A 21,883-nucleotide genomic window follows, 5' to 3' on the forward strand; every position below is an offset into this window, starting at 1 on the left:
GAATCGTCGTCCGTCCTCGAGGACGAGGACGGCGGCCCCGACACGACCCAGAAGGGCTCCTAGTCCGTGCCAACGACACGCCTCAGCACCGAACCCACCGCCGTCCTCGTCCTCGAGGACGGACGACGATTCCGGGGACAGGCCTACGGCGCCCGAGGCCGCACCCTGGGCGAGATCGTCTTCGCCACCGGCATGACCGGCTACCAGGAGACGCTGACCGACCCGAGCTACGCCGGCCAGATCGTCGTGCAGACCGCGCCCCACATCGGCAACACCGGGACCAACGACGAGGACATGGAGTCGCGCCGCATCTGGGTCGCCGGCTACGTCGTCCGCGACCCCTCCCGCGTCGTCTCCAACTTCCGCGCGCAGCGCTCCCTCGGCGACGACCTGGAGACCGACGGCATCGTCGGGATCTCCGGCGTCGACACCCGGGCGATCACCCGCCACATCCGCTCGGCCGGCTCGATGCGCGCCGGCGTGTTCTCCGGCGAGGACCTCGCCCTCCCCGAGGAGGAGCAGCTCGCGCTGGTCCTCGGCGGCCGGCAGATGCAGGGGCTCAACCTCTCCTCCTCGGTCTCGACCGACGAGCAGTACACGGTGCCCGCCCGCGGCGAGCGCGTCGGCTCGGTCGCGGTCATCGACCTGGGGGTGAAGACCTCGACGGTCAACTACCTCGCGGAGCGCGGCTTCGACGTCCACGTGCTGCCCGAGTCGGTGACCGCCGAGCAGGTGCTCGCGCTCGACCCGTCCGCGCTCTTCTTCTCCAACGGCCCCGGCGACCCCGAGGCCTCGGACCGCCACGTCGAGCTGCTGCGCACCACCCTGCGCGCCGACCTGCCGTTCTTCGGCATCTGCTTCGGCAACCAGCTGCTGGGGCGCGCTCTCGGCTTCGGCACCTACAAGCTCCCGTTCGGCCACCGCGGGATCAACCAGCCCGTGCTCGACAAGCTCACCGGCCGCGTGGAGATCACCTCGCAGAACCACGGGTTCGCCGTGGACGCGCCGATCGAGGGCGAGCTGGACTCGCCCGAGGGCTTCGGCCGCGTCGAGGTCAGCCACTACTCCCTCAACGACTCGGTCGTGGAGGGCCTGCGCTGCCTCGACATCCCCGCCTTCTCGGTGCAGTACCACCCGGAGGCGGCGGCCGGCCCGCACGACTCCAACCACCTCTTCGACCGCTTCCGCGAGATGGTCGTGCAGCGCACGGCCGGGCGCGGGGCCTCGGAGCCCACCGACATCCCCACGACCAGCAGCATCGGAGAGCAGAAGTAATGCCGCGCAGGGAAGACATCCAGAGCGTCCTGGTCATCGGCTCCGGCCCGATCGTCATCGGACAGGCCGTCGAGTTCGACTACTCCGGCACCCAGGCCTGCCGCGTGCTGCGCGCCGAGGGGGTGCGCGTGATCCTCGTCAACTCCAACCCGGCGACGATCATGACCGATCCCGACTTCGCCGACGCCACCTACGTTGAGCCGATCACGCCCAAGGCGATCGAGGCGATCATCGCCAAGGAGAAGCCGGACGCGATCCTGCCGACCCTCGGCGGGCAGACGGCCCTGAACGCGGCCATCCAGCTGCACGACCTCGGGATCCTCGAGAAGTACGGCGTCGAGCTCATCGGCGCGAGCTTCGAGGCGATCAACCGCGGCGAGGACCGGCAGATCTTCAAGCAGCTGGTGCTGGACGCGGGCGCCGACGTCGCGAAGTCCTACATCGCGCACACCGTCGACGAGGCGATCGAGTACGCCGAGGACCTGGGCTATCCCCTCGTCATCCGCCCGTCGTTCACCATGGGCGGCCTGGGCTCCGGCTTCGCCTACACCCGCGAGGAGCTGGTGCGGATGGTCGGCGACGGCCTGCACCAGAGCCCCACCACCGAGGTGCTCCTGGAGGAGTCGATCCTCGGCTGGAAGGAGTACGAGCTCGAGCTCATGCGCGACACGGCCGACAACACGGTCGTCGTCTGCTCGATCGAGAACGTCGACCCCGTCGGCGTGCACACGGGCGACTCGATCACCGTCGCACCGGCGCTGACCCTCACCGACCGCGAGTACCAGAAGCTGCGCGACATCGGCATCCGGATCATCCGCGACGTGGGCGTGGACACCGGCGGCTGCAACATCCAGTTCGCGATCGACCCGGCGGACGGCCGGATCATCGTGATCGAGATGAACCCGCGCGTCTCCCGCTCCTCCGCCCTCGCCTCCAAGGCGACCGGCTTCCCGATCGCCAAGATCGCCGCGAAGCTCGCCATCGGCTACCGCCTGGACGAGATCCCGAACGACATCACCAAGGTGACGCCGGCGAGCTTCGAGCCGACGCTGGACTACGTGGTCGTGAAGGTCCCGCGGTTCGCGTTCGAGAAGTTCCCGGCCGCCGACAAGACGCTGACCACGACCATGAAGTCGGTGGGCGAGGCGATGGCGATCGGCCGCAACTACGCGCAGGCGCTGCAGAAGGCGCTCCGCTCGCTCGAGAAGCGCGGCTCGTCGTTCCACTGGGGCGCGCAGGAGCGCTCGGTCGAGGAGCTCCTCGAGATCGCGAGGACCCCGACCGACGGCCGCATCGTCACCGTGCAGCAGGCGCTGCGCCTGGGAGCCACGGTCGAGCAGGCGTTCGAGTCCACGAAGATCGACCCCTGGTTCCTCGACCAGATCGTGCTGATCAACGAGATCGCCGACCTGGTGCGCGAGCACGACGGCCTCGACGCCGGACTCCTCCGCCTGGCGAAGGACCACGGCTTCTCGGACGCGCAGATCGCCGAGCTCCGCGGGCTCGACGAGGCGGAGGTCCGCCGCACCCGCTACGCGCTGGACGTGCGCCCGGTCTACAAGACCGTCGACACCTGCGCGGGCGAGTTCCCGGCGCTCACGCCGTACCACTACTCCTCGTACGACGAGGAGACGGAGGTCGTCGCCGCCGACCGCCGCAAGGTCGTCATCCTGGGCTCCGGCCCCAACCGCATCGGCCAGGGGGTCGAGTTCGACTACTCCTGCGTGCACGCCTCGTTCGCGCTCTCGGACGCGGGCTTCGAGACGATCATGATCAACTGCAACCCCGAGACGGTCTCGACCGACTACGACACCTCGGACCGCCTCTACTTCGAGCCGCTGACTCTCGAGGACGTGCTCGAGGTCATCCACGCGGAGTCGCAGTCCGGCGAGCTCGTCGGCGTCGTCGTGCAGCTGGGCGGCCAGACGGCGCTCGGGCTCGCCGCGGGCCTCGAGGCGGCCGGCGTGCCCATCCTCGGCACCACCCCCGCGAACATCGACCTCGCGGAGGAGCGCGGCGCGTTCTCGCGGATCCTCGACGAGGCGGGACTTCTCGCTCCGCGCAACGGCACCGCGACCGACCTCGACGGCGCCCGCGAGGTCGCGGTGGAGATCGGCTACCCGGTCCTCGTCCGTCCGTCGTTCGTCCTCGGCGGGCGCGGCATGGAGATCGTCTACGGCACGCCCCAGCTCGAGGACTACTTCGAGCGGATGGCCGGCGAGGGGATCATCGACGAGGCGCACCCGCTGCTGGTGGACCGCTTCCTCGACGACGCGATCGAGATCGACGTCGACGCGCTCTTCGACGGCGAGCAGCTCTACATCGGAGGAGTGATGGAGCACATCGAGGAGGCCGGCATCCACTCCGGCGACTCGGCGTGCACGCTCCCGCCGGTGACGCTCGGCCGCCGCCAGATCGACCAGGTGCGGGAGGCGACCCTCGCGATCGCGCAGGGCGTCGGCGTCCGAGGACTGCTGAACGTCCAGTTCGCGATCGGCCAGGGCGTGCTCTACGTGCTCGAGGCGAACCCCCGGGCCTCGCGCACCGTGCCGTTCGTGTCGAAGGCGCTGGGCATCCCGCTCGCGAAGGCCGCGTCGCGCCTGATGGTGGGCGAGACCATCGCCGCGCTGAAGGCCGAGGGTCTGCTGCCCGAGCGCGACGGCTCCGACGTCCCGATGGACTCTCCCATCGCGGTGAAGGAGGCGGTCCTGCCGTTCAAGCGCTTCCGCACCAAGGAGGGCCAGATCGTCGACTCGCTGCTCGGGCCCGAGATGCGCTCCACCGGCGAGGTCATGGGGATCGACCGCGACTTCCCGCGCGCCTTCGCGAAGAGCCAGGACGCCGCGTACGGCGGCATGCCGGCGAGCGGGACCGTCTTCATCTCGGTCGCCGACCGCGACAAGCGCTCGATCGTCCTGCCCGCGCTGCGCCTGCGTCAGCTCGGCTTCGACATCCTCGCGACCGAGGGCACGGCCGAGGTGCTGAATCGCAACGGGATCCAGGCCCGCGTGGTCCGCAAGTACAGCGAGACCGCCGAGGGCGACGCGCCCTCCATCGTCGAGCTGATCGCCCGCGACGAGGTCGACGTGGTGATCAACACGCCCAGCGGAGGAGCGACCCGCGCCGACGGCTACGAGATCCGCGCCGCCGCGGTCGCCGCGGACAAGCCGCTGTTCACCACGATCGCCCAGCTCGCGGCGGCGGTCGCCTCGCTCGACGCGGCGAACGAGCCCTTCGAGGTGACGAGCCTGCAGGACTACGCCCTGCGCCGCGCGGAGCGCACCGCGTGAGCGGCGGCGCGGCGGGCACCGCCTCCTTCGGCTCGCGCCTCGAGGCGGCGTTCGCCGCGCACGGCCGGCTCTGCGTCGGGATCGACCCGCACGCGTACCTGCTCGACGCGTGGGGCCTCGCCGACGACGCGGCCGGGCTCGAGAGCTTCGGCCGAACGGTCGTCGAGGCGGCGGCCGGCCGTGCGGGCGTGGTGAAGCCGCAGATCGCGTTCTTCGAGCGGCACGGCTCGGCGGGCTACGCCGCGCTCGAGCGCGTGCTCGCCGACGCCCGCGAGGCCGGACTGCTGGTGATCGCCGACGTCAAGCGCGGCGACATCGGCACGAGCGTCACCGCCTACGCCGAGGCGTGGCTCCGGCCCGGCTCGCCGCTCGAGGCGGACGCCATGACCGCGGCGGCCTACCAGGGGCTCGGCTCCCTCGAGGGGATGCTGACCCTCGCCGAGGAGGCGGGCAAGGGCGTGTTCGTCCTCGCAGCCACCTCCAACCCCGAGGCCCGCCCCGTGCAGCGCGCCCTCGTGCAGGACGGCGGCCGGGCGGGATCCACCGTGGCACGCGCGGTCGTGGCGGACGTGGCATCCTGGAACGACGCTCACGCTCGCGCGTCGATCGGCTCGGTCGGCGTGGTGCTCGGCGCCACGGTCGCCCTGGGCGACTTCGGCATCGGCATCGACGAGCCGCTGCACCCCGCACTCCCGGTGCTCGCGCCCGGCTTCGGCCACCAGGGCGCGGCCGTCGCGGACGCGCAGCGGCTGTTCGGCGCGCTGAGCGCCGCCACCATCGTCAGCGAGTCGCGGAGCGTGCTCGGCGCCGGCCCCTCGGGGATCGCGGCCGAGATCACCCGCCGCGCGACCGACATCCAGGAGACCCTTGTCCGCTGAAACCGTCAGCCCCGATCCCGGCGCCTCCTCGCGCCCGGAGGCCGTGCGCCGTCCCTCGCCGCCCGAGGTCGACCGGCGCGCCGCCTCCGAGGCCGCGATCGCGGCGCGCCGTGCCCGCGCCGCCGTCAAGAAGGCCGTCGCCGCCGGACGCCGCCCCGCGACCGCCGTGCTCGCGGCGGCCCAGGCCGAGCCGCTCGGAGTCGAGGGGCGGATGCGCGTCAGCGAGCTGCTCCGCGCCGTGCCCGCACTCGGCGTGGTGAAGACGCCCCGGGTGATGGACCAGCTGCGGATCGCCGAGTCGAAGCGCCTCGGCGGGCTCGGCCGGCGCCAGGTCGAGGGCCTGTCGTCGTTCCTGGAGGAGCGGGAGTCGCGGCAGCGCCGCCCCGGCCGCAACCGCCTGCTCGTCCTCGCCGGTCCGACCGCTGTCGGCAAGGGCACCGTGTCGACCTACATCCGCGAGAACTACCCGGACGTCCTGCTCTCGGTCTCGGCCACCACCCGGGCCCCGCGTCCGGGCGAGGTGGACGGCGTCAGCTACTACTTCGTCGACGACGCCGAGTTCGACCGGATGGTCGCGGCGGGGGAGTTCCTCGAGTACGCCGTCGTCCACAACGCTCACCGCTACGGCACGCCCCGCGGCCCCATCGACGCCGCGCTGGAGCAGGGCCGGCAGGTGATGCTCGAGATCGACATCCAGGGTGCCCGCCAGGTGCGCGAGCGGATGCCGGACGCGCGGCTGGTCTTCCTCCTGCCGCCGACCTGGGACGAGCTGGTCCGCCGGCTGGTCGGCCGCGGCACCGAGAGCGCGGAGGAGCAGGAGCGCCGTCTGGCCACCGCGAAGGTGGAGCTGGCCGCGCAGGACGAGTTCGACTTCGCCGTCGTCAACAGCACCGTGCCCGAAGCGGCCCGCGAGGTCGTAGAATTGATGTCGCCTCGTGCCGACGGCGCGCCCGCTGACCCGGGCCGCTGACACCGGGCCACCGACCACCTCCGGGCCGACGCCCCGGGTCCCACCGGGCACACGCCCCTCGGAGCCCGCGCGCCGTGTTGCTCCGGAGCCGCAGATCGGCGCTGATGCGCCTGCAAGGAGACACCCATGGCCAACAACCTCGGCATCATCGACCCGCCCATCGACGAGCTCCTCTCGAAGGTCGACTCCAAGTACGCGCTGGTGATCTTCGCCTCCAAGCGCGCCCGCCAGATCAACGACTACTACGCCGACCTCCACGAGGGCAGCCTGTTCGACAACGTCGGCCCGCTGGTCGACTCCACCATCGACGACAAGCCCCTCTCGGTCGCACTGCACGAGATCAACGAGGACAAGCTCGTCGCCAAGCCCCTCGCCGAGTAGTCCCCTCCGGGTGGGCTCCTCTCTCGAGGCCGGCCGACGGCTCAACGTCGTCGTCGGCATCACCGGCGGCATCGCCGCGTACAAGGCCGTCGGAGTCGTCCGCGCGCTGGTCCTCGCGGAGCACGACGTGCACGTCGTCGCGACCGAGGCCGCGCTGCGCTTCGTCGGGAAGCCCACCCTCGAGGCCATCTCGCGGAACCCGGTGCACACCGAGCTCTACGAGGGCGTCGCCGAGGTCCGGCACGTGGCCATCGGCCAGGCCGCCGACCTCATCGTGATCGCGCCCGCGACGGCGCACACGCTCGCCAAACTCGCTGCCGGCCTCGCCGACGACCTGCTCGGCAACACGGTGCTCGCGAGCACCGCCCCGCTCGTGGTCGCCCCCGCGATGCACACCGAGATGTGGGCGAACGCCGCCACCGTCGCGAACACGGCGGTGCTCCGCTCCCGCGGCGTGCACGTCGTCGGCCCCGCGGTCGGCCGCCTCACCGGCGCCGACTCGGGCCCCGGCCGTATGGAGGAGCCCGAGACGATCGTGGCGGAGGCCCTCGCCGTCCACGCCCGCTCAGCCTCCGCCCGCCGCGACCTCGCGGGCGTGCGCGTCCTCGTGACCGCCGGCGGCACCCGCGAGCCCCTCGACCCGGTGCGCTTCGTCGGCAACCGCTCCAGCGGCAGGCAGGGCGTCGCGCTCGCGCTGGCCGCTGCGGCCCGGGGCGCGGAGGTCACCCTCCTCGCCGCGAACCTCGACGTGCCGGCGCCGGAGGGCGTCACGGTCCTCCCGGTGGGCACCGCGCTCGAGCTGCGCGAGGCCGCCCTCGCCGCGGCCCCCGGCGCGGACGTGGTGATCATGGCCGCGGCCGTCGCCGACTACCGGCCCGCCGCGGTCGCCGACGCGAAGATCAAGAAGGAGCAGCAGGGCGACCGTCTCGTCCTCGAGCTCGTCAAGAACCCGGACGTCCTCGCCGAGATCTCCGCCTCCCGGCGGGAGGGGCAGATCGTCGTCGGCTTCGCCGCGGAGACCGAGCCGGACCGGGACGCGATGCTCGCCCTCGGCCGCGCCAAGATCGCCCGGAAGGGCTGCGACCTGCTCGTCCTCAACAGGGTGGGCTGGGCCGAGGGTTTCCAGAGCGATAGCAACGCCGTCGTGGTCCTCGATCGGGCCGGCGATATAGTTGGCGAGGCCTCGGGCAGCAAGGCGGAGGTGGCCGATCGCGTCCTCGACGCGGTCGTGCGCTAGCCCCGCCGGTCCGCCCGCCCAGGCGCCGATCGCCTGCCGCCCGGCATCGCGCCCGCCAGGCCACTCCCGGTACGAACGACCCCGGTCCGCACGAGCCGGGACGAGAAGAGAAGCATGACCTCCGGTCCCCTCCGCCTGTTCACCTCCGAGTCCGTCACCGAGGGCCACCCGGACAAGATCTGCGACCAGATCTCGGACCGCATCCTCGACGCCCTGCTCCGCGAGGACCCGCACAGCCGGGTCGCCGTCGAGACGCTGGTCACGACGGGGCTCGTGCACGTCGCGGGCGAGGTCTCCACGAGCGGCTACGTCGAGATCCCCAAGATCGTGCGCGACACGATCGTCGAGATCGGCTACGACTCCTCGGAGAAGGGCTTCGACGGCCGCTCCTGCGGCGTCTCGGTCTCGATCGGCCAGCAGTCGCCCGAGATCGCGGCGGGCGTCGACACGGCGCTCGAGGTCCGCTCCTCCGAGGCGGGCGAGGACGCCTTCGACCGCCAGGGCGCGGGCGACCAGGGCCTGATGTTCGGCTTCGCGACCGACGAGACCCCCGAGTACATGCCGCTGCCGAGCTGGCTCTCGCACCGCCTCGCCGAGCGCCTGGCCGCCGTCCGCAAGTCGGGCGAGCTCGACTACCTCCGACCCGACGGCAAGACCCAGGTCACCATCGGCTACGACGGCACGACGCCGTCCACCATCGACACCGTCGTCCTGTCCACCCAGCACGCCGAGCACGTCAGCACCGAGACGATCCACGCGGACATCGCGGCGCACGTCATCCGCCCCGTCCTCGAGACGGTCGACCTCGACTCCTCCGCCGTGCGCCTGCTGATCAACCCGACGGGCCGCTTCGAGATCGGCGGCCCTCAGGGCGACGCCGGGCTCACCGGCCGCAAGATCATCGTCGACACCTACGGCGGAGCGTCCCGCCACGGCGGCGGCGCGTTCTCGGGCAAGGACCCGTCGAAGGTGGACCGCTCGGCCGCCTACGCCATGCGGTGGGTCGCCAAGAACGCGGTCGCCGCGGGGCTCGCCTCGCGGCTGGAGGTGCAGGTCGCCTACGCCATCGGCAAGGCGGCCCCGGTCGGCCTCTACGTCGAGACCTTCGGCACCGGCACCGTCTCCGACGAGACGATCACCGAGGCGATCCGCTCGGTCTTCGACCTGCGCCCGGCCGCGATCATCCACGCACTCGACCTGCTCCGCCCGATCTACGCGCAGACCGCGGCTTACGGCCACTTCGGCCGGGAGCTCCCCGACTTCACCTGGGAGCGCCTCGACCGGGTCGACGACCTGCGCTCCGCCGCGGGCCTCTCGTAGCGGGCGCGGCGGCGATGGCGACGAGCGGAGCCGTCGCGCGCGTGCTCCTGGACTCGCCCCTCCCGCAGCTCGACCGGCTCCTGGACTACGCGGTGCCGGAGGCGCTGCGCGGCGAGGTGGTCCCCGGCGTGCGCGTGCGGGTGCCGTTGCGGACCGGAGGCCGGATCGCCGACGCGTTCGTCGTCGAGACGGGGGAGGGGACCGAGCACGCCGGAGCGCTCAGCGGCATCGAGGAGCTGGTCTCGCCGCTCGTCGTGCTGACCCCGGAGGTCTGGGCCCTCGCCCGCCGGGTGGCCGACCGCGCCTCCGGAGGCGCGAGCGACGTGCTGCGCCTGGCCGTGCCGCGCCGCCACGTCCGCGTCGAGAAGGCGCGACTCGCCGCGGGTCCCGCTCCTGCGGCGCCCGCGGTCGAGGCGGGCGGCGTGACGGGCTACCCCGACGCCTCCTTCGCGGGACTCGCCGAGGGGGCCCGGCTGGCGGTCGGCGCCGTGCCCGCTCCGGTGAGGCTCGACTCGGGCGCGTGGGTCGGCGGCTGGGCCGTCACGCTCGCCGAGCTCGCCCGGGACACGCTCGCCGCGGGCCGCGACGCGATCCTGGCCGTCCCCGACTACCGCGACCAGGAGCAGCTGGAGCTGGCCCTCGCCGCCCTCGTCCCCGCGGAGGCGGTGGTGCGCCTCGATGCGCGGCAGAAGGGCGCCGAGCGCTACTCCGCCTTCGTCCGCTGCCTCGATCCCGGGCCGCGGGTCGTCGTCGGCAACCGCTCCGTCCTCTACGCGCCCTCCTCCGCCCTCGGCCTGATCGGGCTCTGGGACGACGGCGATCCACTCTTCGCCGAGCCGCTCGCGCCCTACGCGCACGCGCGCGACGTCGCCCTGGTGCGGCAGGAGCAGAGCGGCGCCGGCCTCGTCCTGCTCGGCAACACGCGCACGGTCGAGGTCGAGCGGCTCGTCGAGATCGGCTTCGCGACCGAGGTGGAGCCGCGGCCGAGCCGCCGCCCGCACGTCGTGCCGACCGCCCAGCAGTGGGCGGCCGACGAGCACGACGCGGCAGCGCGCATCCCCTCCTCCGCCTGGCGGGAGGCGCGGAAGGCCCTCGACTCCGGTCCCGTGCTCGTCCAGGTCGCGCGCCCCGGCTACGCGCCGGTGGTCGCCTGCGCCCGCTGCCGGACCGTCGCACGCTGCAACCGCTGCCAGGGTCCGCTCGGCGTGCACTCCGAGGGCGGGCGGCCGAGCTGCGGCTGGTGCGGCCTGATCGCGGCCGACTGGACCTGCTCCGTCTGCGAGGCGACGGCTCTGCGCCTCGTCTCCCTCGGCGCGGGCCGCACCGCGGAGGAGCTCGGACGCGCCTTCCCGGGTGCCAAGGTGATCGTCGCCGACGGGCAGCGCCCCGTGCTCACCCTCCCCGACGAGCCCGCGCTCGTCGTGGCCACGCGCGGGGCGGAGCCGCGGGCCGACGGCGGCTACCACGCCGTCCTGCTGCTGGACGGCGAGCGGATGCTGGCCCGCGAGAGCCTGCGGGTCGCCGACGACGCGCTCCGCACCTGGTCGAACGCCGCGGCGCTGGCCCGCCCGGGCGCGCCGGTCCTCCTGGTCGGGGTCGGCGGCCGGCTCGCGACCGCCCTGGCGACCTGGCGGCAGGCCGAGTACCTCCGGGCCGAGCTCCAGGAGCGGCGCGCTCTGCGCTTCCCGCCCGCGGTGCGCCTGGCCACGGTGAGCGGCGACGCGCACGCGGTGGAGGAGGCGCTCGAGGCGCTCGACGAGGACGACCGGCACGAGGTCCTCGGTCCTGTCGGGCTCGAGGACGGCTCCGTCCGGGCGATCGTCCGGTTCGACTACGCTCGCGGTGCGGATGTGGCCGCGCGCCTCCGCTCCGCCGTGATCCGCAACGCCACGCGCCGTCGTCGCCCGCCGACCACGCCCGGCCGCTTCCGGCCGGCCCCCCGGCTCCGGGTCCGTCTCGACGACCCCGACATCCTCTGACTCCCCAGGAGACCCCCGTGCGCCTCGTCTTCGCCGGCACGCCCGCCGCCGCCGTTCCGACCCTCCGCGACCTCGCCGCCTCCGCGCACGAGGTCGTGGCCGTGGTCACCCGGGAGGACGCCCCGGTGGGACGCAAGCGCGTGCTCACCCCCTCGCCGGTCGCCGTCGTGGCCGAGGAGCTGGGGATCCCGGTGATCCGGGCGAACCGCCTCGACGAGGACGTGACCGACCGGATCGCGGAGCTCGCCCCCGACCTCGGCGTGATCGTGGCCTACGGCGGCCTCGTCCGGCAGCGCCTGCTGGCGGTGCCGCGCCTGGGCTGGATCAACCTGCACTTCTCCCTGCTGCCGCGCTGGCGCGGGGCGGCTCCCGTCCAGCGGGCGCTGATGGCGGGCGACACGCGGATCGGCGCGAGCGTCTTCCAGCTGGTCGCCGAGCTCGACGCCGGTGACGTGTACGCCGAGCTCGCCGTCGACGCGGGGGAGCGCACCGCGGGCGAGCTGCTGACGGAGCTGGCCGCGAGCGGCGCCGGCCTCACCCTCGGCGTGGTCGACGCGCTGGAGGAGGGCACGGCCGTCGCGACTCCGCAGGCCGGAGAGGCGACCCCCGCTCCCAAGCTCGACGCCGCCGACGGCCGGATCGACTGGAGCCTCCCGACCGCGCGGGTCCTCGCGCTCGTGCGCGGAACGACTCCCGAGCCCGGAGCCTCGACCGCGGTGGGGGACGCGCGCCTCAAGGTGCTCGCGGTCCGCGCGGCCGAGGGGGACCTCGCTCCCGGCGTCGTCCGCCTCGACTCGGGGCGCGCCCTCGTCGGCACCGCGGACGGAGCGGTCGAGCTGGTCACCGTCCAGCCCGCCGGCAGGACCCCGATGGCCGGCGCCGCCTGGGCCCGCGGCCTGCGCGAGAGCACGGTGCTCGCGTGAGCGCCCGTCGCGAGGCCGCTCCCGCCCGGCGGGTCGCCTACGACGTCCTGCTCGCGGTGAGCGGGTCGGACGCCTACGCCAACCTGGTCCTGCCCGCGCGGATCAGCGCCGCCGGCCTCTCGCCCGCCGACGCGGGACTGGCCACCGAGCTCTGCTACGGCACTCTGCGGATGTCCGGCTACTACGACCGCGTGATCGCCCTCGCGGCCGGCCGGTCCGTCGAGAGCATCGATGCGCCGGTGCTCGACGCGCTGCGCCTGGGCGTGCACCAGCTGCTCGCGACCCGCGTGGCCCCGCACGCCGCGGTGAACGAGAGCGTCGCGCTCGTCGCGGCCGGCTCCTCGCGGGGAGCGGTGGCCTTCGCCAACGCCGTGCTGCGCGCGGTCTCGCGCTCGGGCGCCGGCGAGTGGCGCGAGCGGGTCTCCGCGGCCGCGGTCTCCGGGGACGACCGGATCGCCGCGCTGAGCTCCCACCCCGTGTGGATCGTGCGCGCCCTGCGACGGGCGCTGGCGGCGGAGGGGGCGGCCGACGAGCTCGACGCGCTGCTCGCCGCCGACAACGCGGCTCCGCGGGTGAACCTGGTGGCTCTGCCGGGCCTGGCGTCTCCCGGCGAGATCGCCGGCGCCGAATCCGACCGCTTCTCGCCGGTCGGCATGACCAGCACCGGCGGCGACCCGGAGGCGTTCCCCGCGGTGCACGAGGGCCGCGTGCGCGTGCAGGACGAGGGCTCCCAGCTCGCCGCTCTGGCGCTCTCCCGGGCACGGCCGGTCCGCCCGGGCGAGCGCTGGCTCGACCTGTGCGCGGGACCCGGCGGCAAGGCGGCGCTGCTCGCGGCGGAGGCGCGCGCAGGCGGGGCGGCGCTGCTCGCCAACGAGGTGGTTCCGGGCCGCGCGGGCCTGGTGCGGCAGGCGCTGGCCGCCGTCGATCCGTCGGTCGAGGTGCGCACCGGCGACGGGCGCGACCTGGGCGACGAGCAGCCGGGATCGTTCGACCGCATCCTCCTCGACGCGCCGTGCACCGGTCTCGGTGCGCTGCGGCGGCGGCCGGAGGCGCGCTGGCGCAAGTCCGCGGCCGACGTGGAGCCGCTGGCCGCCCGCCAGGGCGAGCTGCTCGACTCCGCGGTGAGGGCTCTCGCTCCCGACGGGCTGCTGGCCTACGTGACCTGCTCGCCGCACCTCGGCGAGACCCGGCGCGTGCTCGCCCTCGCGCAGGAGCGGCACGAGCTCGAGCTCGTCGACACGCCGGCCGTGCTGCGCGCGGTGACGGCAGACGCGCTCCCGCTGCCGGACGGCCCCCTCCACGTGCAGCTCTGGCCGCACCGGCACGGCACCGACGCCATGTTCGTGCAGCTCCTCCGCCGCCGGCCCCTCGAGGCGGCGTCCGGAGACGCCTGAACCCTCCCTTCCCAGAGCGGGAACGCGCTCGGCCGGGCGGACGCGGAGGACGCTCCGATCTAGGCTGGACGCATGCCCGCACGGATCAACCCCAGCATCCTCTCCGCCGACTTCGTGAACTTCGAGGCCGAGCTGCAGCGCATCGCCGGAGCCGACCTCGTGCACGTCGACGTGATGGACAACCACTTCGTGCCGAACCTCACCTTCGGGCTGACCATGGTCCAGCGTCTCCAGGACGTCTCGCCCCGCCCGCTCGACCTGCACCTGATGATCGACGACCCCGACCGGTGGGCCCCCGACTACGCCGAGACCGGCGCCTACTCCGTGACCTTCCACGCCGAGGCCGCGCGCGACGCCGTGGCACTCGCGCGGCGCCTGCGCGAGATCGGCTCGCGGGCGGGGATCGCGCTCAAGCCGGGCACGATGGTGGACGACTACCTCGACCTCCTGCCCGAGTTCGACCAGGTCCTCGTGATGACGGTCGAGCCCGGCTTCGGGGGCCAGACCTTCATGGAGGAGACGATGCCCAAGCTGCGCACGCTCCGGAACGTGGTGGACCGCACCGGGCTCGATGTCTGGCTCCAGGTCGACGGCGGGATCGCTCCCGGCACGATCGAGATCGCAGCGGAGGCAGGAGCCGACACCTTCGTCGCGGGCTCCGCGGTCTTCGGCGCGGACGACCCGGAGGCCGCGATCGCGTCGCTGCGCGAGACGGCGACCGCTCACCTGCACCGGCACTGAGGCGGCCCGCGCCCGGCCGCCGTATAGACTTCCCCGGTGAAAACTTTCGACGACCTCTTCGCTGAGCTGGGCGAGAAGGCCGCCGCCCGTCCCGAGGGTTCGGGCACCGTCCGCGAGCTCGACGCCGGCGTGCACTTCATCGGCAAGAAGATCGTCGAGGAGGCCGCCGAGGTGTGGATGGCCGCCGAGTACGAGGGCGACGAGCGCACCGCCGAGGAGATCTCGCAGCTGCTCTACCACCTGCAGGTGCTCATGCTCGCCAAGGGACTGACGACGGCCGACGTCTACCGGCATCTGTGAGCCCCGCCCCGCTCGCCGGGGTGCGCCTCCGCTCCGCGCCGTCGCGCCCGCACGCTCCCCGAGGAGCCGTGCCGCCCCCTGAACAGCCGTCGAGTCATGAAGGACGTCCCGTGACCACCACCCCCGCCCCGGCGCTCCTGCGCGTCGCCGTCCCCAACAAGGGCTCCCTCTCGGAGACCGCCGGTCAGATGCTCGCGGAGGCCGGCTACACCGGCCGTCGCGACCCGAAGGAGCTGCACGTCGTCGACGAGCGCAACGGGGTCGAGTTCTTCTACCTGCGCCCGCGCGACATCGCCACCTACGTCGGCTCCGGCGCTCTCGACGTCGGGGTCACCGGCCGCGATCTCCTGATCGACTCCGGCTCCGAGGCGCGCGAGATCGCGAGCCTCGGCTTCGCGAACTCCACCTTCCGCTTCGCCGGGCCCGCCGGCCGCTACGACGAGCTCGCGCAGATCGACGGCCTCCGCGTGGCGACCAGCTACCCGGGCCTCGTGGGCCGCTTCCTCCGGGAGCACGGCGTCGAGGTGACGCTGATCCGCCTCGACGGCGCGGTCGAGTCCGCGATCCAGCTCGGCGTCGCCGACGTCATCGCCGATGTCGTCGAGACCGGCACCACGCTCCGCAAGGCCGGCCTCGAGATCTTCGGCCCGGTCATCCTGGACTCGACCGCCGTCCTGGTCTCCGCCGCGGGGGAGCCCGAGGGCATCCCGGTGCTGCTGCGCCGCCTGCAGGGCGTGCTGGTCGCCCGCGAGTACGTGCTGCTCGACTACGACTGCCCCGTCGCGCTCCTGGAGAGCGCCACGGCGATCGCCCCGGGCTTCGAGTCGCCGACGGTCTCGCCGCTGCACGACGCCGAGTGGGTGGCCGTCCGCGTGATGGTGCCGCGCTCGGACATGAACCAGGTGATGGACCGCCTGTACGACCTGGGCGCCCGCGCGATCCTGGTCACCTCCATCCACGCCGCGCGCCTGTAGAGAGGGAGCCGATGAGTCTCGCCGTCCGCGTCATCCCCTGCCTCGACGTCGCCGCCGGCCGCGTCGTGAAGGGCGTCAACTTCCAGAACCTGCGCGATGCGGGCGACCCCGTCGAGCTCGCCCGCCTCTACTTCGAGCAGGGCGCCGACGAGCTGACCTTCCTCGACGTCACCGCCACGGTCGACGACCGCTCGACCACCTACGACGTGGTGCGGGCGACCGCCGAGCAGGTCTTCATCCCGCTCACGGTCGGCGGAGGCGTGCGCAGCGCCGAGGACGTCTCGCGACTGCTCGCGCACGGCGCCGACAAGGTGGGCGTCAACTCCGCCGCGATCGCCCGGCCCGAGCTCCTCGGCGAGATCGCCGACGTCTTCGGCGCGCAGGTGCTCGTGCTCTCGCTCGACGTCAAGCGGAGCGACGCCACGGCGTCCGGCTTCGTCGTCACCACTCACGGCGGACGCCGCGAGACCGAGCTCGACGCCCTGGCCTGGGCGGCCGAGGCCGTCGAGCGCGGCGCCGGGGAGCTGCTGGTCAACTCCATCGACGCCGACGGCACCAAGCAGGGCTTCGACCTCGAGCTGATCGCCGCGATGCGCGAGCTGAGCTCCGTGCCCGTCATCGCCTCTGGAGGCGCCGGCGCCGTCGAGCACTTCGCTCCGGCCGTCGACGCGGGGGCCGACGCCGTGCTCGCCGCCTCCGTCTTCCACAATCGCGAGCTGACGATCGGCGACGTCAAGCGCTCGCTCGCGGCCTCCGGGATCGAGATCCGATGACCCCCGCCGAGCTCGACGCCGTCCTGGACCGCGCCGCCTTCGATCCGACCGGGCTCCTGCCCGCGATCATCCAGCAGCACGACACCCGCGAGGTGCTCATGATGGGCTGGATGGACCGCGAGGCGCTCCGGCGGACCCTCACCGAGGGCCGCGTCACCTTCTGGTCGCGCTCGCGCCAGGAGTACTGGCGCAAGGGCGACACGTCCGGGCACGCGCAGTACGTGCGGGGTGCCGCCCTCGACTGCGACGCCGACACTCTGCTGGTCCAGGTCGAGCAGATCGGCGCAGCCTGCCACACGGGCGAGCACGCCTGCTTCGACGTCGACCCCCTCGTGCCGTTCACCGGCCTCGGCCCGGCGGAGTGAGCATGAGCGGACGGCGGCTGAAGTACACGGCGATCCTCGGGGTCGTGCTCCTCGCCGCGCTCGAGCTGACCTCCTCCACTCAGACCTGGTCCACGCTGACCCTGGCCGCGATCGAGGGGGAGGGCCAGCGGATCGACGTGGCCGGGACCGTCGCCGCGCCCGCGCTCTCCGCCCTGGCGCTCGCGGGCCTCGCTCTCGCCGCGGCCCTCGCCATCGCCGGCCCCGTCTTCCGGATCGTGCTCGGTCTGCTGGAGGCCGTCCTCGGCGCCTCGGTGGTGCTCACGGCCGCGACGGCACTGGGCGACCCCGTGCGCGCCGGCGCTTCGCTGGTCACCGAGGCGACCGCCATCGCGGGGGAGCAGTCCGTCGCCGCGCTCGTGGCCTCGTCCTCCGCGACGGCCTGGCCCGTCGTCGCCCTGGTCTGCGGCGTGCTCACCGCGTTGCTCGGGATCGGCGTCCTCGCGACCTCGCGCCGCTGGCCGGGAGCGGCGCGGAAGCGCGCGTCCCGCTTCGAGCCCGCCGACGGCTACGGCCACGGCGCGTCGACCGTGCAGACGGACGACGGCGACATCGACCCGGTCGTCTCGTGGGACGAGCTCTCGCGCGGCGACGACCCCACCTCGGGCCGCTGACACCGGCCGGGGACGTGTCCGGCGGTCCGGCATCCCCGCCTCCTGCAGGGGCTGCGCAGGCGAGTCCGGGGCCGGGCGCTCAGGCGCCTCACGCTAGACTGCTCTGGTCCCGATGCACCCCCAGGAGGAGACCCATGAGCACCGAGCACGACGACGACAACCACGGCCACTCGCCCGCAGCGTGGACGGCCGTCGTCATCATGCTGGTCGGATTCACGATCGGCACGATCGCGTTCTGGTTCGACGTGCCCCTGGTGGTCTGGCTCTCGGCCGGCCTGGTCGTGGTGGGTCTGCTCGTGGGCATGGGCATGGCCAAGGCGGGCTACGGCGTCAACGGCGCGAAGGCGAACCCGAAGGCGCGCGCCTAGGTGCTCGCCGACCTCACCGCCGGCGCCCTGGCCGACGCGGCCCGGCGCCGCGAGAGCGCCCCGCTCGAAGCCGTCGAGCGCCGCGCGCTCGCCCAGGCGCCCGCCCTCGACGCCCTGGCCGCTCTGGCCCCCGCCGAGCGCGTCAGGATCATAGCCGAGGTGAAGCGCGCCAGCCCGTCGCGCGGAGCCCTCGCCGACATCCCCGTCCCCGCCGAGCTGGCCGGGCAGTACGAGCTCGGGGGAGCGAGCGCGATCAGCGTCCTCACCGAGGAGCGCCGCTTCAAGGGGTCCCTCGCGGACCTCGAGGCGGTCCGCGAGCGCGTGTCGATCCCCGTCCTGCGCAAGGACTTCGTCGCCGAGCCGTACCAGGTCCTCGAGGCCCGCGCGGCCGGAGCCGACCTGGTCCTCCTCATCGTCGCCGCGCTCGAGCAGCCCCTGCTCGCCGAGCTGCACGCCCTCGTGCTCGAGCTGGGGATGACCCCGCTCGTCGAGACGCACTCGGCCGACGAGCTCGAGCGGGCCGCCGACCTCGGCGCGCGGCTCATCGGCGTGAACGCCCGCGACCTCTCCACCTTCCAGCTCGACCGCGACCTCTTCGGCCGCCTCTCCGAGCGCTTCCCCGACGATGCGGTGAAGGTGGCCGAATCGGCCGTCCTCACCGCCGACGACGTCGCGCACTACCGCGGCTCCGGAGCCGACGTCGTCCTCGTGGGCGAGGCTCTCGTCACCGGCGGCGACCCCGTCTCCACCCTCGCCGGCTTCCTGGCGCACTGACCACACCGATAGGCGGTACCCCCATGGCACTCCGGGATGAACTCGGCCCCTACTTCGGCGAGTTCGGCGGACGCTACGTCCCCGAGTCCCTCGTCGAGGCCCTCGACGAGCTGAGCGCCGAGTACGAGCGCACGAAGGTCGATCCCGCGTTCGCGGCCGAGCTGATGGAGCTGCACCGCAGCTACACCGGCCGTCCGTCGATCATCACCGAGGTGCCGCGGTTCGCCGAGCACGCCGGCGGAGCACGGATCATCCTCAAGCGCGAGGACCTCAACCACACCGGCTCGCACAAGATCAACAACGTGCTGGGCCAGGCGCTGCTCACCAAGCGGATCGGCAAGACCCGCGTCATCGCCGAGACGGGAGCGGGCCAGCACGGCGTCGCGACCGCCACGGCCGCCGCCCTGTTCGGCCTCGACTGCGTGGTCTACATGGGCGAGGTCGACACCGAGCGCCAGGCCCTCAACGTCGCCCGCATGCGCCTGCTCGGCGCCGAGGTGATCCCCGTGACGACCGGCTCGCGCACCCTCAAGGACGCGATCAACGACGCGATGCGCGACTGGGTGACGAACGTCGGCACCACGAACTACATCTTCGGCACCGTCGCGGGCCCGCATCCGTTCCCGGCCCTCGTCCGCGACTTCCAGAAGATCATCGGCGAGGAGGCGCGCGAGCAGGTCCTCGAGCTGACCGGCTCGCTTCCCACCGCGGTCACCGCCTGCGTCGGCGGCGGCTCCAACGCGATGGGGATCTTCCACGCCTTCCTCGACGACCCCGAGGTCCGCCTCGTCGGCTTCGAGGCCGGCGGCGACGGGATCGAGACCCCCCGCCACGCGGCGACCATCAGCAAGGGCCGCCCTGGAGTCCTGCACGGCGCCCGGAGCTTCCTCCTCCAGGACGAGGACGGCCAGACCGTCGAGTCGCACTCGATCTCGGCCGGCCTCGACTACCCGGGCATCGGCCCGGAGCATGCGTGGCTCTCGAGCATCGGCCGCGCCGACTACCGCGCGGTCACCGACTCGGCCGCGATGGACGCGCTCATGCTGCTCAGCCGCACCGAGGGGATAATCCCGGCGATCGAGTCCGCGCACGCGCTGGCCGGCACGCTGGAGCTCGGGCGCGAGCTCGGCCCCGAGGCCACCATCCTGGTCAACCTCTCGGGCCGCGGCGACAAGGACATGACGACCGCTGCGCACTACTTCGGCCTCATGGACCAGGGCGCGGTGCAGTCGTGAGCGGCCGCGGACCGAGCGTCGCCGAGACCGTCCGGCGCCGGAACGAGGAGGCGGCGGGCGCCCTGATCGGCTACCTCCCCGTCGGCTTCCCCGACCTGCCGACCAGCATCGACGCCGCCGTGGCCATGGCCGAGAACGGCGTCGACGCGATCGAGCTCGGTCTGCCCTACTCCGATCCGGTGATGGACGGACCCGTCATCCAGGAGGCGACCCAGGCCGCCATCGCGGGCGGCTTCCGCCTCCGCCACGGCTTCGAGGCCGTCCGCGAGATCCGGGCGCGCGTCGACGTGCCGGTCCTGGTGATGACCTACTACAACCCCGTCCTGCAGTATGGGGTCGAGCGCTTCGCCACCGATCTGGCCGAGGCCGGCGGGTCCGGCCTCATCACGCCCGACCTGATCCCGGACGAGGGCGCCGAGTGGCTCGCCGTCTCCGAGCGGCTCGGACTCGACCGCGTGTTCCTCGCGGCGCCGTCCTCGACGGACACGCGCCTGCGCCAGGCCGTCGACTCGAGCCGTGGATTCGTCTACGCGGTCTCGACGATGGGCATCACCGGCGCGCGCACCGATGTCGACTCCGCGGCTCGCACCCTGGTCGACCGCCTCCGCGCCGCCGGCTCCGAGAGCGCGTGCGTCGGCCTGGGCATCTCGACCGGCGAGCAGGTCGCCGAGATCCTCGCCTACGCGGACGGCGCCATCGTCGGATCCGCCCTGGTGCGGGCGCTGGCGTCCGGCGGGGTCGACGCGGTCGCCGAGATCTCCCGCGGCCTCGCCGAGGGCACCCGCCTGCGCTCCGCGCGCTGACACCCTCCCGCTACAATCGGGATGCCCACCGGGGCGCGGCCGAGCCGTGCCCGGGGGACCCCCTCCTTCGAAAGGTCGAGTACCGGTGTCCGTACCGCTGAGCATTCCGAGCCCCCCCGACGCGTGGAGTCAGTACGACCTCACGATCGGCACCTTCACGCTCGCGATCCACACCTACGCGCTCTGCATCCTCGCGGGGATCATCGTGGCGACGATCATGACGAACCAGCGCCTCAAGCGCCGCGGCGCGGAGCCGTGGGTCGTGCTCGACATCATCATCTGGGCCGTGCCGCTCGGCATCGTCGGCGCCCGCGCCTACCACGTGCTCACCCACCCCGGCGACTACTTCTACGACGGCGCCGACCCGTGGGAGGTCGTCCGCATCTGGAACGGCGGCAACGCCATCTTCGGCGGGCTCATCGGAGGCGCGGTCGGCGCGTTCATCGGCTGCCGCTGGACAGGAGTGCGCTTCTGGACCTTCGCCGACGCCCTCGCCCCCGGCATGCTCGCCGCTCAGGCGCTCGGGCGCCTGGGCAACTGGTTCAACCACGAGCTCTTCGGCCTGCCCACGACCCTGCCCTGGGGCCTCGAGATCGAGACCACCAACCCGGCCTTCCCCGTCGGCCTCCCGGCGGGCACGCTCTTCCACCCGACCTTCCTCTACGAGATCCTCTGGAACGTCGTCGGCATCGCGGTCATCCTCCTGCTCGAGCGCCGTCTCAAGCTGCAGTGGGGCACCGTCTTCGCCGCCTACCTGATCTGGTACGGGATCGGCCGCGTCTGGTTCGAGTCCATCCGGATCGACCCGAGCGAGTTCTTCTGGGGCATCCGCACCAACGTCTGGGCCGCGCTCATCGCCGTGGTCATCGGCCTGGTCCTCGTGGTGATCCAGAAGCGCGAGCACCCGGGCGCCGAGCCCTCGGCCTACCGGCCGGGTCGCGAGTGGACGCCCGCCCCGGCTGCGGTAGAATTCGAGGACGTCGAGTCCGACTCCGACGACACCACCACCCCTGCTTCCGGCACCGACGCCGAGAAGCCGACGGTCTCCCGCACCTGACGGAGGTCGCGGAGCCTCCGCGACCGCCTCCCGGGTGCCCGACACCTCCACGACCGCCCCATCGCGGCGCAGCCACGAGCGCTGCCGCGGGCGGGTCGTCGTGCAGGCACCGCCGGCGGCGCGCGACGCTCGCGCCACGGCAGAACCCTGCGGCCCTCCCGATCGGGGAGCCGCTCCTCCTCCACCACCGCGGGCCAGCGACGTCCCGATCAGC

General features: G+C 73.4%; 21 protein-coding genes. All 21 read left to right on the forward strand.

Going from position 1 to position 21,883, the window contains the following annotated elements:
- The first annotated feature begins 66 nt into the window (after positions 1-66).
- The 21 genes from carA (at position 67) to lgt (ending at position 21,669) form a co-directional block, all read left to right on the forward strand.
- Positions 67-1,275, forward strand: a complete 1,209-nt coding sequence (gene carA, locus C5C57_RS11035; RefSeq protein ID WP_104225321.1) for a glutamine-hydrolyzing carbamoyl-phosphate synthase small subunit — start codon at positions 67-69, stop codon at positions 1,273-1,275.
- A complete protein-coding gene (gene carB, locus C5C57_RS11040) occupies positions 1,275-4,565 on the forward strand; it encodes a carbamoyl-phosphate synthase large subunit (protein WP_104221829.1) in 3,291 nt (1,096 codons plus the stop codon). The genes carA and carB overlap by 1 nt, the downstream gene beginning before the upstream one ends.
- Positions 4,562-5,443: an orotidine-5'-phosphate decarboxylase gene (gene pyrF / locus C5C57_RS11045; protein ID WP_104246781.1), complete on the forward strand. Its 882-nt coding sequence runs from the start codon at positions 4,562-4,564 to the stop codon at positions 5,441-5,443. Before carB ends, pyrF begins: the two co-directional genes overlap by 4 nt.
- A 43-nt stretch (positions 5,444-5,486) precedes the next feature.
- The gene (gene gmk, locus C5C57_RS11050) at positions 5,487-6,413 is read left to right on the forward strand and encodes a guanylate kinase (protein WP_181027107.1); all 927 of its coding nucleotides are present in this window, start codon (positions 5,487-5,489) and stop codon (positions 6,411-6,413) included.
- A 126-nt stretch (positions 6,414-6,539) separates the two neighbouring features.
- A complete protein-coding gene (gene rpoZ, locus C5C57_RS11055) occupies positions 6,540-6,794 on the forward strand; it encodes a DNA-directed RNA polymerase subunit omega (protein ID WP_104221835.1) in 255 nt (84 codons plus the stop codon).
- 10 nt (positions 6,795-6,804) lie between these two features.
- Entirely contained in the window at positions 6,805-8,031 is a 1,227-nt protein-coding gene (gene coaBC, locus C5C57_RS11060; protein ID WP_104237507.1) for a bifunctional phosphopantothenoylcysteine decarboxylase/phosphopantothenate--cysteine ligase CoaBC, read from the forward strand.
- Positions 8,032-8,145: 114 nt separating this feature from the next.
- Positions 8,146-9,351 carry a methionine adenosyltransferase gene (metK, locus tag C5C57_RS11065; RefSeq protein ID WP_104221839.1) on the forward strand — a complete coding sequence of 402 codons (1,206 nt, stop codon included), beginning with the start codon at positions 8,146-8,148 and terminating at the stop codon, positions 9,349-9,351.
- Between the two features lie 14 nt (positions 9,352-9,365).
- Positions 9,366-11,330, forward strand: coding sequence for a hypothetical protein (locus C5C57_RS11070; RefSeq protein WP_104297627.1), 1,965 nt, complete (start codon positions 9,366-9,368; stop codon positions 11,328-11,330).
- Between the two features lie 17 nt (positions 11,331-11,347).
- Positions 11,348-12,253 carry a methionyl-tRNA formyltransferase gene (locus C5C57_RS18140; protein WP_181027104.1) on the forward strand — a complete coding sequence of 302 codons (906 nt, stop codon included), beginning with the start codon at positions 11,348-11,350 and terminating at the stop codon, positions 12,251-12,253.
- The gene (locus C5C57_RS11080; RefSeq protein WP_258072746.1) at positions 12,250-13,647 is read left to right on the forward strand and encodes an RsmB/NOP family class I SAM-dependent RNA methyltransferase; all 1,398 of its coding nucleotides are present in this window, start codon (positions 12,250-12,252) and stop codon (positions 13,645-13,647) included. Before C5C57_RS18140 ends, C5C57_RS11080 begins: the two co-directional genes overlap by 4 nt.
- A gap of 72 nt (positions 13,648-13,719) precedes the next feature.
- Positions 13,720-14,388, forward strand: coding sequence for a ribulose-phosphate 3-epimerase (rpe, locus tag C5C57_RS11085; protein ID WP_104297629.1), 669 nt, complete (start codon positions 13,720-13,722; stop codon positions 14,386-14,388).
- A 36-nt stretch (positions 14,389-14,424) separates the two neighbouring features.
- Positions 14,425-14,688 (forward strand): phosphoribosyl-ATP diphosphatase, encoded by a 264-nt coding sequence (locus tag C5C57_RS11090; RefSeq protein WP_055791842.1) that lies wholly within the window; start codon positions 14,425-14,427, stop codon positions 14,686-14,688.
- A 110-nt stretch (positions 14,689-14,798) separates the two neighbouring features.
- Positions 14,799-15,662, forward strand: a complete 864-nt coding sequence (hisG, locus tag C5C57_RS11095) for an ATP phosphoribosyltransferase (RefSeq protein WP_104221851.1) — start codon at positions 14,799-14,801, stop codon at positions 15,660-15,662.
- A gap of 11 nt (positions 15,663-15,673) precedes the next feature.
- A complete protein-coding gene (gene hisF / locus C5C57_RS11100; protein WP_104246786.1) occupies positions 15,674-16,435 on the forward strand; it encodes an imidazole glycerol phosphate synthase subunit HisF in 762 nt (253 codons plus the stop codon).
- Entirely contained in the window at positions 16,432-16,800 is a 369-nt protein-coding gene (hisI, locus tag C5C57_RS11105; RefSeq protein WP_104221855.1) for a phosphoribosyl-AMP cyclohydrolase, read from the forward strand. Before hisF ends, hisI begins: the two co-directional genes overlap by 4 nt.
- A 2-nt stretch (positions 16,801-16,802) precedes the next feature.
- Entirely contained in the window at positions 16,803-17,432 is a 630-nt protein-coding gene (locus C5C57_RS11110; protein ID WP_104297630.1) for a Trp biosynthesis-associated membrane protein, read from the forward strand.
- Between the two features lie 134 nt (positions 17,433-17,566).
- Positions 17,567-17,800 (forward strand): DUF6704 family protein, encoded by a 234-nt coding sequence (locus C5C57_RS11115; protein ID WP_104221860.1) that lies wholly within the window; start codon positions 17,567-17,569, stop codon positions 17,798-17,800.
- A complete protein-coding gene (gene trpC / locus C5C57_RS11120) occupies positions 17,801-18,574 on the forward strand; it encodes an indole-3-glycerol phosphate synthase TrpC (RefSeq protein WP_104221862.1) in 774 nt (257 codons plus the stop codon).
- A gap of 23 nt (positions 18,575-18,597) precedes the next feature.
- Complete coding sequence (trpB, locus tag C5C57_RS11125; RefSeq protein WP_104225310.1) at positions 18,598-19,809, forward strand: tryptophan synthase subunit beta; 1,212 nt, start codon at positions 18,598-18,600, stop codon at positions 19,807-19,809.
- The gene (gene trpA, locus C5C57_RS11130) at positions 19,806-20,612 is read left to right on the forward strand and encodes a tryptophan synthase subunit alpha (protein WP_104246788.1); all 807 of its coding nucleotides are present in this window, start codon (positions 19,806-19,808) and stop codon (positions 20,610-20,612) included. The genes trpB and trpA overlap by 4 nt, the downstream gene beginning before the upstream one ends.
- A gap of 85 nt (positions 20,613-20,697) precedes the next feature.
- Positions 20,698-21,669: a prolipoprotein diacylglyceryl transferase gene (gene lgt / locus C5C57_RS11135; RefSeq protein WP_258059820.1), complete on the forward strand. Its 972-nt coding sequence runs from the start codon at positions 20,698-20,700 to the stop codon at positions 21,667-21,669.
- Positions 21,670-21,883 lie beyond the last annotated feature (214 nt).

Origin of the sequence: Rathayibacter sp. AY1C5, assembly GCF_002931705.1 — a bacterium.
Taxonomy (GTDB): domain Bacteria; phylum Actinomycetota; class Actinomycetes; order Actinomycetales; family Microbacteriaceae; genus Rathayibacter.

Coding starts and splice junctions, on each gene's coding strand:
- hisF (WP_104246786.1), top strand. CDS start 15,674: ATGAGTCTCGCCGTCCGCGTCATCCCCTGCCTCGACGTCGCCGCCGGC.
- rpoZ (WP_104221835.1), top strand. CDS start 6,540: ATGGCCAACAACCTCGGCATCATCGACCCGCCCATCGACGAGCTCCTC.
- hisI (WP_104221855.1), top strand. CDS start 16,432: ATGACCCCCGCCGAGCTCGACGCCGTCCTGGACCGCGCCGCCTTCGAT.
- C5C57_RS11110 (WP_104297630.1), top strand. CDS start 16,803: ATGAGCGGACGGCGGCTGAAGTACACGGCGATCCTCGGGGTCGTGCTC.
- metK (WP_104221839.1), top strand. CDS start 8,146: ATGACCTCCGGTCCCCTCCGCCTGTTCACCTCCGAGTCCGTCACCGAG.
- C5C57_RS11115 (WP_104221860.1), top strand. CDS start 17,567: ATGAGCACCGAGCACGACGACGACAACCACGGCCACTCGCCCGCAGCG.
- carB (WP_104221829.1), top strand. CDS start 1,275: ATGCCGCGCAGGGAAGACATCCAGAGCGTCCTGGTCATCGGCTCCGGC.
- C5C57_RS11070 (WP_104297627.1), top strand. CDS start 9,366: ATGGCGACGAGCGGAGCCGTCGCGCGCGTGCTCCTGGACTCGCCCCTC.
- trpB (WP_104225310.1), top strand. CDS start 18,598: ATGGCACTCCGGGATGAACTCGGCCCCTACTTCGGCGAGTTCGGCGGA.
- rpe (WP_104297629.1), top strand. CDS start 13,720: ATGCCCGCACGGATCAACCCCAGCATCCTCTCCGCCGACTTCGTGAAC.